This window comes from Polaribacter sp. Q13 (assembly GCF_016858305.2).
GTDB lineage: Bacteria > Bacteroidota > Bacteroidia > Flavobacteriales > Flavobacteriaceae > Polaribacter.
In genome coordinates this window covers 1,776,253-1,788,416 of record NZ_CP074436.1, presented here as the reverse complement: position 1 = coordinate 1,788,416, position 12,164 = coordinate 1,776,253, and the positions used below count along the sequence as shown (strand labels likewise).

7 protein-coding genes are annotated in these 12,164 nt (G+C 33.5%); 5 read left to right on the top strand and 2 right to left on the bottom strand.

Annotation, left to right across the window (positions count from 1 at the left end):
• Positions 1–204: 204 nt before the first annotated feature.
• Together JOP69_RS07475 and JOP69_RS07470 are read right to left on the bottom strand one after the other, a co-directional pair.
• Positions 205–1,062 carry an EcsC family protein gene (locus JOP69_RS07475; protein WP_203394045.1) on the bottom strand — a complete coding sequence of 286 codons (858 nt, stop codon included), beginning with the start codon at positions 1,060–1,062 and terminating at the stop codon, positions 205–207.
• A 98-nt stretch (positions 1,063–1,160) separates the two neighbouring features.
• Entirely contained in the window at positions 1,161–1,898 is a 738-nt protein-coding gene (locus JOP69_RS07470) for an SOS response-associated peptidase (RefSeq protein ID WP_203394046.1), read from the bottom strand.
• Positions 1,899–2,273: 375 nt separating this feature from the next.
• On the opposite strand from JOP69_RS07470, the gene JOP69_RS07465 reads away from it, so the two are divergent.
• From JOP69_RS07465 to JOP69_RS07445, 5 genes are all read left to right on the top strand, one after another.
• Positions 2,274–2,651, top strand: coding sequence for a hypothetical protein (locus tag JOP69_RS07465; protein WP_203394058.1), 378 nt, complete (start codon positions 2,274–2,276; stop codon positions 2,649–2,651).
• A gap of 116 nt (positions 2,652–2,767) precedes the next feature.
• On the top strand, positions 2,768–6,601 hold the full coding sequence (locus JOP69_RS07460) for an efflux RND transporter permease subunit (protein ID WP_203394047.1): 3,834 nt from the start codon (positions 2,768–2,770) through the stop codon (positions 6,599–6,601).
• 17 nt (positions 6,602–6,618) lie between these two features.
• The gene (locus tag JOP69_RS07455) at positions 6,619–7,860 is read left to right on the top strand and encodes a TolC family protein (protein WP_203394048.1); all 1,242 of its coding nucleotides are present in this window, start codon (positions 6,619–6,621) and stop codon (positions 7,858–7,860) included.
• Positions 7,860–10,358: a heavy metal translocating P-type ATPase gene (locus tag JOP69_RS07450; protein ID WP_203394049.1), complete on the top strand. Its 2,499-nt coding sequence runs from the start codon at positions 7,860–7,862 to the stop codon at positions 10,356–10,358. Before JOP69_RS07455 ends, JOP69_RS07450 begins: the two co-directional genes overlap by 1 nt.
• 75 nt (positions 10,359–10,433) lie before the next feature.
• Positions 10,434–12,146 (top strand): efflux RND transporter periplasmic adaptor subunit, encoded by a 1,713-nt coding sequence (locus tag JOP69_RS07445; protein WP_203394050.1) that lies wholly within the window; start codon positions 10,434–10,436, stop codon positions 12,144–12,146.
• Positions 12,147–12,164 lie beyond the last annotated feature (18 nt).

Sequence of the window (12,164 nt, the reverse complement as noted above, 5' to 3'; positions counted from 1 at the left end):
GAATTACGGATTTCCATAAAACTATAAAACTAGATTTGTTGTAGTACGTAAGGTATATCATCTTTTTAAATTTGATCACAGTAAGACAGCGATGGTAATTGCCCGAGGCTTGCCTCGAAATGCAAAATAGTTGTTTCGAAAACAGATCTTGTACCCTTGGGGCGAGTTTGTTGCTTAAACTGAAGGTTGGAAATTTGTTTTTTTTTATTTTTCTTCGATCAAAATACTATTGTAAGTTTCTTGAACCAATAATGCTCCATATTTTCGTTCTAATTGTCTTACTTTAAAATGAGCAGATGCCATTTCTTGAAAATGATTTACAAATACAAAATTAAGAGATGCTCCACCAATGGCGCCAAGGACGGGAATGGCTTGCGCCAAAAATTTCTCGCTAATTAAAAGACTTAATTGTGTGGCTATTTTAGAAATAAAATTAGTAATTACATTTGTTCCCACGGAACTTACACTCTTTAAAAGGGTTTCAATACCTACTTTTACTCCAGATGCAGATATATTTTTTAAGGCAGAATTTAATGCAATACGCGTAGTATAATAACTAGATTCCATACCATCATCTTTATTAGAATCACCGCCTAAAGCAAAAACTTCTAAGCAAGCCATTTGTCCTTCTAGGGTATAAATATCTTCTCCTTCACTGCGAGCAATATCTAAAATTGTTCGCATAATAAACTTGGTGGTTATGGTTAATTCTGATGTAAAAATCAAAGTACCTATACCTGTTGTTGATCCTAAAAAACCGCTTAATGCACCAGAACTGGTTACAATTGCTTTGTACGTGTGTTTAGATGGTTTTTTAAATTTTTTATTTTTTTGAATGGTGATTAAATTAGCTTTTATAACAGTTAATAACACGGATTTGGTTATTTTTTGAATTCGAACCAATGTTTTATCCGGAATGTAATTCATACCATCTTCTATGGTGTTACCAATCTTATTTACATTTCGAATAGCCCAACCTAAATTATTCATAGTCTGTTTGGCTTTTTTTAATGCTTCAAAATCTTCCGTTGATAGTTTCTGAAACGATACCTCTTTACTCATTTGCTCTCTTATTTATTTGTTGGTTTCTTTGTGCAATTAATCAAAAGAATTTTTATTTTTTTGCGTTTAAAATGCTATTTAAACGGCTTCTTTGTAATTTAAAATAACCCTTTTTGATAAGGAACTTCATTTAAAATAGAAAGGAGGTTGCTCTCTTTTTTTGTGCTAAATAAATCTGTGGAAACAGGATAGTTAATCAATTCTTGTGTTGTAAAAGTATTCAATAATTCTTTAATTGAATTTTCTTCAGAAGTATGCAACCATTCTTCATAATTTCTGGGATCTAAAATTAAAGGCATTCTGTAGTTCCCCAACTTATTTGGTGTATTGTGTATTTCTTTAAACATAGCGTTTGCTTGGGTAGTTATTATAGAAGCTGAGCAATTTTGATGTAAAGAATTATCTGCTAAAACCGAATAAACACCTGCAAATGCAATTAAATTATGGTTTTTCTCTTTAAAGTAGTACGGAATTTTGTTTTTAATACCAACTTCAGAATGAGGTTCAAACAAACCATCGGCTACTATTAAACAGCGTTGCCATTTTATAAACTGACTGTACAATTTACTTTCAAATAGGCGTTCTTTTGTCGCGTTTAAGGTGTTGGTTTTTAATAAGAAATATTTTCTTTTTTCTACATGATAGTCGGTAGGTAAAACTCCCCAAGCCGCATGTTCTATCAATGTAGGGTCTTCTTGTTTTACGATGGCTAAACTCTTTGCTTCCCAACCGTTAAAATGATAATAAGGCTCATAAGACAATGGATCCTTAACAAGCAACTTCGATTTTTTTTCTAGCTCTTTTAAAGACTTGGTTAAGGAAATATGAAAACACATAAGTAGCTTTTTGTGAAAGTTATAAAATATCTGCGAACTCTAATAACTTTCTTTTAATTGATTTTTCTAAGGTGTTTCAAAAAATAGCACTTTCCATTTGATTAAAGTGTAATTAGATTAGAGTATAATAAAAACATCATAAGTTTGAATTCGCTTTATTTAATTCAATTCGTTTCGACGGAAATTGTTAGTGAATATTTGTGATACAAAAATGCTTAAAAAGAGTTAATAGAGAAAGTCTTTTTAATGTACACTGCTGCAGAAATTGGAGGTTGATTAAGTTAAACTTTTCTTAAGGAATATTTTGTTATTTAATTTTGTATACCTTTGTTTTCTAGTATGAAACAGATATCCCATAAAATAATGTCCTTTATAATGGCCCTTGTAGTGTTATTCTCTACAATGTCATTTACTGTAAGCATGCATTATTGTGGCGATAATTTAGTGGAAACGGCCATGTTTCAGAAAGCGAAAGGTTGCGGAATGGAAATGGAGAAACCTTCTAGTGAGGATTGTAAAGTAATCAAAAAGAATTGTTGTAGTGATAAACAATTTATGGTAGATGGTCAAAATGAATTACAGCTACAAGTAGATATTATTTCTTTTGAGCAACAAGTATTTTTAGCTTCATATATTTACTCTTATATCAACCTTTTTGAAGGTTTAGAAAACAATGTTTCTTCTTACGGAGAATACGAACCACTGCTCGCTAACAGGCAAATCTTTAAGTTAGACGAGACCTATTTAATCTGATTTTTTAAACAATAGACTGTATTATCCTGTGATTTATTTCATTAGGATAAATTGCTGTATTCGGTGTTTTCTTATTTAAGATAACGCCACTTTCTAACTGTTTAATAATTAAACCAATGCTAAATAAAAGCATCAAATTCTTAATAGAGAATAAAATCGTAGCCGTTTTATTACTTGTCCTTTTTGTAGGATGGGGAACTGTAAACGCACCTTTTAATTGGAATACTGGTTTTTTACCAAGTGATCCTGTGGCTGTAGATGCCATACCAGATATTGGTGAAAATCAACAAATTGTATTCACAAAGTGGGATGGTCGTTCGCCACAAGATATCGAAGACCAAATTACATATCCTTTAACAACCTCTTTATTGGGTATTCCTGGAGTAAAAACCATTCGTAGTTCTTCTATGTTTGGCTTCTCTAGTATTTATATCATTTTTGAAGAAGACATCGAGTTTTATTGGAGTAGAAGTCGAATTTTAGAAAAATTAAATTCACTACCAAGCGGTTTATTGCCAGAAGGTGTTAACCCTGCTTTAGGTCCAGATGCCACAGGTTTAGGTCAAGTATATTGGTACACCTTAGAAGGTAGAGATAAAGACGGAAACGTTACTGGTGGTTGGGATTTACAAGAATTACGAAGCATACAAGATTACTATGTTAAGTATGCTTTATCGTCTGCAAGTGGCGTTTCAGAAGTAGCTTCTATTGGTGGTTATGTTCAGGAATATCAAGTAGATGTGAATCCAGAATTAATGCGTCAGTATAATATTGGTTTAAATCAAGTTGTAAAAGCGGTTAAAAGTAGCAATCAAGATATTGGTGCACAAACCTTAGAAATAAATCAAGCTGAATATTTAGTACGTGGTTTAGGATATATAAAATCGGTAGAAGATATTGAAAACGCAGTGGTAACTTCTAAAGATTTTACTGCTATTAAAATTAAAGACATTGGAAAAGTTTCTCTAGGTCCTGCAGCACGACGTGGTTTATTAGATAAAGAAGGCGCAGAAGTTGTTGGTGGTGTTGTAGTTGCTAGATATGGAGCAAATCCTATGGAAGTAATTACCAATGTAAAAGAAAAAATAGACGAACTAAAAGGAGGCTTGCCAACGAAGGTATTAGCAGACGGACGAACATCTCAACTAACAGTGGTTCCTTTTTATGACAGATCAGATCTTATTGTAGAAACTTTAGACACACTTACCGAAGCATTAACTTTAGAGATTTTAATTACCATTTTAGTAATTATTGTAATGGTTTTTAATTTAAGAGCTTCTCTTTTAATTTCAGGATTGTTACCTGTAGCTATTTTAATGGTGTTTGTGACGATGAAACTATTTAATGTGGATGCAAATATTGTAGCACTTTCTGGTATTGCAATTGCTATTGGAACCATGGTAGATGTAGGCGTAATACTTGCCGAAAATATGATTCGCCATCTTGATGAAAATGAAGTAAAGAGTGAAAAGTTAAGAGTGAAGAGTGAAAATGTCATTCCGACAGAGCAAGGTACGAGCGACGAGGAATCTATGATTTCTAATGTTCAAAACAATAAACTTTCAATAAACGAAATTATTTACAACGCTACCGCGGAAGTTTCCGGAGCTATATTAACAGCGGTTTTAACAACAATTATCAGTTTTATACCTGTATTTACGATGGTTGGTGCAGAAGGGAAGTTATTTAGACCTTTGGCCTTTACAAAAACGATGGCATTATCTGCTTCTTTAGTGATAGCTTTGTTTATAATTCCGCCTTTAGCAGCTTTTTTATTCCGTAAAACAACGCTAAAAAATTCATTTAAATATATTGTAAGTGGTGCTTTAATCCTTGCCGGAATTGTAATTGTAATAAGTGGGTTTTGGTTAGGTCTTATAGTCGTTGCTTTCGGAATTTTGGGCTTATTAGGCATTTTAGGAAAACTAGATAGTAAAAAAGTAAACCTTGTAAATATCATTATTTCTTCGGCGGCAATTGTGTTTCTATTGGCAGAATATTGGAGACCTTTAGGTTTTAATCGTAGTATTTTTATCAACTTAATTTTTGTGGCTATTATTTGCTTCGGAATTTTAGGACTGTTCTCTATTTTTAGAAAATATTACGGACAAATTTTACAATGGGCTTTAGCGAATAAGATGTTGTTTTTAATGGTTCCAATTACAGTTCTTGTTTCTGGAATTTGGATTATGAGCAATACAGGAAAAGAATTTATGCCTTCTTTAAATGAAGGATCTTTTCTACTGATGCCAACTTCCCTTCCGCATGCAGGAGTTGAAGAAAATAAACGTGTGTTACAGCAATTAGATATGGCAGTTGCTACCATTCCAGAAATTGAAACTGTGGTAGGAAAAGCTGGTAGAACGGAGTCTGCTTTAGATCCTGCTCCTTTGTCGATGTACGAAAACATGATTCAGTATAAACCGGAATACATGCGTAATTCCGAAGGAAAAAGACAGCGTTATAAAGTGAATGCCGATGGTTATTTTATATTGAAAGACGGTAGTTTGTGCGTAAGTAATTCTATGCCAATGGAAAAGACCTCACAGGTTTCAAAAACCTGTGAGGTCTCTAGCGGACAACTTATCGAAGACAATGATGGTGAATTTTACCGTAACTGGCGACCAAAAATTAAGAATCCAGATGATATTTGGAAAGAAATCATAAAAGTTACCAAGTTACCCGGAGTTACTTCTGCACCTAAATTACAACCTATAGAAACCCGATTAGTGATGCTACAAACTGGTATGAGAGCACCTATGGGGATTAAAGTAAAAGGGCAAGATTTAAAACAAATTGAAGCTTTTGGACTAGAATTAGAAAGTCTTTTAAAGCAAGCAGAAGGCGTTAAAGTAGAAGCTGTTTTTGCTGACAGAATTGTTGGTAAACCTTATTTATTGATTGATATTGATAGAGAAAAAATAGCACGTTATGGAATTTCTATTAAAGATGTTCAAAGTGTGTTAAAAGTCGCTATTGGAGGTATGTCCTTAACGCAAACTGTGGAAGGTAGAGAACGTTACGGAGTTCGTGTACGTTACCCAAGAGAATTACGTGGCAATCCAGAAGACATTAAAGACATTTATATTCCTGTGGAAAAAGGGAGTCCTGTGCCTTTAAGTGAATTGGCAACGATTCGTTATGAACAAGGTCCGCAGGTAATAAAAAGTGAAGACACTTTTTTAGTCGGTTATGTTTTGTTTGATAAAATTGACGGTTTTGCAGAAGTGGCGGTGGTAGAAAATGCACAAGCCTTATTTCAACAGAAAATAGATTCAGGAGAATTAATTGTTCCTAAAGGAATCAGTTATAAGTTCACAGGAACGTATGAAAATCAATTACGTGCAGAAAAGACATTAGCTATAGTAGTTCCTTTGGCGTTGGCTATCATCTTTTTAATCCTGTTTTTTCAGTTTAAATCTATAACAACTTCATTAATGGTATTTACAGGAATTGCAGTTGCATTTGCTGGTGGTTTTATAATGATTTGGTTATACGGACAAGATTGGTTTTTCAATTTTAGTTTCTTTGGCGAGAATATGCGGGATCTTTTTAATATGAAAACTATCAATTTAAGTGTGGCTGTTTGGGTTGGTTTTATTGCCTTATTCGGTATTGCAACAGATGATGGAGTGGTTATGGCAACGTACTTAACACAAACTTTTGATCGTGAAAAACCTGCGGATAAAATGAGTATTAGAGCTTCTGCGTTAGAAGCTGCTAAAAAACGTATTCGTCCGTGTTTAATGACGACAGTTACTACCATTTTAGCCTTGTTACCTGTTTTAACATCCACAGGAAAAGGAAGCGATATTATGATTCCGATGGCAATTCCAATTTTTGGAGGAATGGTGATTGATATCACTTCTTACTTTATTGTTCCGGTTTTATATAGCTGGAGAGAAGAGATGAAATTGAAGAGAATAGAGAGAAAAGAGCTTAGAAAATAGACTTTAAAAAACAAATCATGAAAAATAATAATTATATCGTACAGAAAGTAGTCTTGCTTCTTGGTTCTTTATTCTTGAGTCTTTTTACTAGCGCACAAGAACTAGAAACCTACATTAATAAGGCTTTAGAAAATAGTCCTGAAATTCAGAAATTCGAATTGCAATATAACATTGCTTCAGAAAAAGTGAATGAAGTAAACACGTTGCCTAACACAGAATTTGCTGTTGGTTATTTTGTAAGTGAACCAGAAACCCGAACAGGAGCGCAACGTTTTAAGGTGTCTGCAAAACAAATGTTGCCTTGGTTTAATACTATTTCGGCAAGAGAAAATTATGTAAATGCCTTGGCAGATGCAAAATATGAAGACATTGTTATTGCTAAACGAAAATTAATGGCTTCAGTTTCTCAATCGTATTACAATTTGTATGCTAATACCGCAAAACAAACTGTTTTAGTTGAAAACATAAAACTACTGGACACCTATGAAAAATTAGCATTAACTTCTGTTGAGGTTGGCGAAGCATCAGCGGTAGATGTATTGCGTTTGCAAATGAGACAGAATGAAATGCAGCAATTATTAGAAGTATTAGGACAGCGATTTCTTGCTGAGCAAACAAAATTTAATAAGCTCTTAAACCGTGAGAAAGCTATTGCTGTAAAGGTTGTAAATGAACTGAACATACCTTCGGAAGATTTTGAAATCACTACTAATAATTTAGCATTACATCCAGAATTATTAAAATATGATAAACTGTATCAATCGGTTGAAAAATCGGAGTTATTGAATCAGAAAGAAAGCAGTCCGCTGATTGGTTTTGGTCTAGATTATGTTAATATTGAAAAAAGACCAGACATGAGTTTTAGCGATAATGGAAAAGATATAGTTATGCCAATGGTGTCGGTTTCTATTCCAATATTCAATAAAAAATACAAATCACAAACTAAGCAAAACGAGTTGCAACAACAAGAGATTAAGTCTCAAAAACAAGAACGCTTCAATAGCTTAGAAACGCTTTTAGACAAGTCTGTAAACGACCGGATTTCTGCAAGAATTAGTTATAAAACACAGGTTAAAAATTTACAACAGGCTAAAAATGCAAAAGAAATTCTTGTTAAAAGCTACGAAACAGGAACGATTGATTTTAAAGATGTTTTGGATATTCAAGAACTACAATTAAAGTTTCAAATGAATCAAATAGAAGCGATTAAAACATATTATTTACAAACAACAATTATTAATTATTTAACACAGCAATAATGAAACATACATATCACATACACGGAATGACTTGTAACGGTTGTCGTGGACACGTAGAAGAAACACTTTCTAAAGTTAAAGGTGTTTCTAAAGCTACAGTTAATTTAGAAAAAGCAGAAGCTACTATAGAAATGGAATCTCATATTTCATTAGAAACCTTCCAAGAAGCTTTAAAAAATGATGGTGGCCGATATAGCATTCACAAACCGGGAGAACATCATCATATAAAAGAAGTGAAAAAAGAACTTCCGAAAGGAAAAGGCACAGGTACATTTTATTGTCCGATGCATTGTGAAGACGATAAAACGTATGACAAAGCGGGAGATTGCCCTGTCTGTGGAATGGATTTAGTAGAAGAACAAAACGTATCTATTAACACCGCAGAACAATGGACTTGCCCAATGCATCCTGAAGTTATAAAAGATGAAGCTGGAGACTGCCCTATTTGCGGAATGGATTTAGTGCCTATGAAGCCCGATCTTTCATCAGAAGAAAAAACATATAAAAAGATTGTAAAAAAGTTTTGGATTGCAGTCGCTTTTACCTTGCCAATATTTTTAATTGCCATGAGCGAAATGATTCCAAACAATCCATTATCTACAATTTTGGAACAAAAACAGTGGAATTGGATTCAGTTTGCACTGTCTATTCCTGTGGTTTTTTATGCTACTTGGATGTTCTTTGAGCGTGCCTATAGAAGTATAAAAACATGGAATTTAAATATGTTTACACTTATAGGGATTGGCGCAGGTGTATCTTGGCTATTTTCGGTATTTGGAATGTTCTTTCCAGATGTTTTTCCTGCTCAATTTAAAACGGAATCAGGTGCTGTACATGTTTATTTTGAAGCAGCAACTGTTATTTTAACATTGGTTCTTTTAGGTCAATTGTTAGAAGCGCGTGCACATGGAAAAACGAATTCAGCCGTAAAAGAACTCTTAAAATTAGCACCTAATAAAGCGTTAAAAATAGTAGACGGAGAAGATGTAGAAGTTACTATTGATAAAATTGAATTACATGATGTTTTAAAAGTAAAACCTGGTGATAAAATTCCTGTGGATGGTGTTATAACTGAAGGAAATTCAACGATTGATGAATCGATGATTTCGGGAGAACCGCTTCCGGTAGACAGATCTAAAGGCGATAAAGTAAGTGGAGGTACTATTAATGGGAATCAAGTTTTTTTAATGAAAGCAGAGAAAATTGGTAGCGATACATTACTCTCTCAAATTATTAAAATGGTAAATGATGCAAGTAGAAGTCGCGCTCCAATTCAGAATTTAGCAGACAAAGTTTCTGGTTATTTTGTGCCTGTGGTGGTGTTGATTTCTTTAATAACATTTGCCGTTTGGGCAATTTATGGGCCAGAACCTGTGTATGTATATGCATTTGTAAATGCCATTGCCGTATTAATTATTGCATGTCCTTGTGCATTAGGTTTAGCAACACCAATGTCTATAATGGTTGGTGTTGGTAAAGGAGCACAAAACGGTGTCTTGGTTAAAAATGCAGAAGCTTTAGAACGAATGGCTAAAGTAGATACTTTAATTATTGATAAAACTGGAACTATTACCGAAGGAAAACCAACCGTAGAAAAAGCTGCTGCGTTTAATGCTATTTTAAGTGATAAAGAAGTGTTGCAATACATTGTGTCTTTAAATAAAAATAGTGAACATCCTTTAGCCGAAGCTACTGTAAAATATGGTGAAGAGCAAAACACGGAAGTTTTAAAATCGGAAGAATTTAGTGCTGTTACAGGAAAAGGTGTGGAAGCAACAATAAACGGTAAAAAAATCGCTTTAGGAAATCCTAAAATGATGAATTATGTAAATGCTGAAATCACCCCTAAAATGGAAGAAGAAGCTAAAACGTATCAGAAACAAGGGAAAACAGTTTCCTTTTTATCAGTAGATAAAAAAGTTGTTGGTTATGTTGTTATTGGTGATAAAATTAAAGCAACGAGTGCAAAAGCAATAAAAGCACTTCAAGATAGAGGAGTTTCGGTAATAATGTTGACAGGTGATAATTATGATACCGCACAAGCTGTGGCTACCGAATTATATCTTGCCGATTTTAAAGCAAGTATGTTACCAGAAAATAAATTGCAAGAAGTAACCAAATTACAAGAGCAAGGAAAAGTAGTCGCAATGGCTGGAGACGGAATTAATGACGCACCTGCACTCGCAAAAAGTGATGTTGGTATTGCCATGGGAACGGGTACGGATGTAGCAATTGAAAGTGCTATGATTACTTTGGTAAAAGGAGATTTACATGGTATTGTAAAAGCGCAACATTTAAGTGAAGCTGTTATGAAAAACATTAAACAAAACTTATTTTTCGCGCTGTTCTATAACACATTAGGCATACCAGTTGCAGCAGGAGTTTTGTTTCCTTTTTTCGGAATTTTGTTATCTCCTATGATTGCTGCTTTGGCTATGAGCTTTAGTTCGGTTACAGTAATTGCAAATGCCTTACGTTTAAGAAATATTAAAATATAAATAATAAGATAATTAACCTGCAAGGTATTGCTGACAAAGGAAGCTTCCTTGTAGGTTTTAAAAACAAAGAAACTTATGAAAAAATATAGTGTTTATATAGGTTTAATAGCTGTTGGACTACTTTTAGGCTGGATGCTTTTTGGAGGGAATTCAAATACAGAAGAAATGCACAAGCACGATGCTGTAGCAGAAACAAATCAAATGTGGACGTGTTCCATGCATCCACAAATTATGCAACCAGAAGCAGGTGATTGTCCTATTTGTGGAATGGATTTAATTCCTGCTGCAAGCAGTGCAGAAGGATTGTCTGCGGATCAATTTAAGCTTTCAGAAAATGCGATGGCATTAGCCAACATACAAACCACAATCGTAGGAGAAAATAGTTCTGATGCTGATACAGGTTTTGTTTTATCAGGAAAAATTACAGAGAATGAAGATGAAACAGCAACGATGCCTGCGCATTTTGATGGTAGGGTTGAAAAACTGTTTGTAAATTCTTTAGGACAACAGGTAAATAAAGGGCAAGCAGTTGCTCAAATATATTCTCCAGAATTGATTGCTGCTCAACAAGAGTTAATAACGGCCTATAAATTAAAAGCATCTCAACCACAACTATATAATGCTGTTAAAAATAAGTTTAAAAATTGGATGATTCATGGTGCGCAATTAGATGAGGTAGAGCAAACAGGAAAAGTGAAAAATAGTTTTACCATTTACTCGCATGTATCTGGTGTTGTTACAGAAATTGCGATAAATGAGGGATCTCATATCATGGATGGAAAACCAATTTTTAAGGTTTCTAATCTAAATACAGTTTGGGCTAATTTTGATGTGTATGAAAATAAAATTAGCCAGTTTAAAAAAGGTCAGGATGTTGTGGTAACCACAAATGCATATCCGAATAAAACGTTTAAAGGAAAGGTCAATTTTATAGATCCTATTTTAGATACGCAAACAAGAACTGTAAATTTAAGAGTGGTTTTAAATAATAAAAAAGAGCTGTTTAAACCAGGTATGTTTGTAGAAGGAAAGATGAAAAGTATGGTTTCTGTGGATGAAAAACAAGCAATTACAATACCTGCTTCGGCTGTTTTATGGACAGGGAAACGATCTGTTGTGTATCTAAAAACGAATCCTAATGAACCAGTTTTTGAAATGAAAGAGATTACATTAGGCAATCAAATAGGTGCTAATTATCAGGTTTTAGAAGGTCTAAATAATGGCGATGAAATTGTAACCAACGGAACCTTTACGGTAGATGCTGCGGCGCAATTGCAAGGCAAAAAATCGATGATGAATAAAACAGTTAAATCAGAACCAATATCACTTATTGGAACCATGAAGATGAAATTTCCTCTAATTTTTAAAAACGAATTTAAAACGACACTACCGCTTTACTTTTCTATTAAAGATGCTCTTATTGCAAGTGATTACAATAAGGTTTCTAAATTAGCAAATACAATGCTTCAAAAAGCACTAAAAATTAATTTAAAAGGTTTAAGCCAAATGGAGTTAGTTCATTTTAATAAAACGGTATCCATGTTAAAAGCTATTTCTGAAAATAATACTATTGAAAAACAACGTGCTCATTTTGTAATACTCAATGAAAATATAGTTGCTATAGCAATGAATATGGATAATTTAGAATCGACATTATATGTTCAAAAGTGTCCGATGGCTAACAATAATAAAGGTGCCATGTGGATGAGTACTGAAAAGGATATTAGAAATCCTTATTACGGAGAGACCATGATGACTTGTGGTAGTATAATTGAAGAAATTAATTAATATTAAAACGAATGCTAT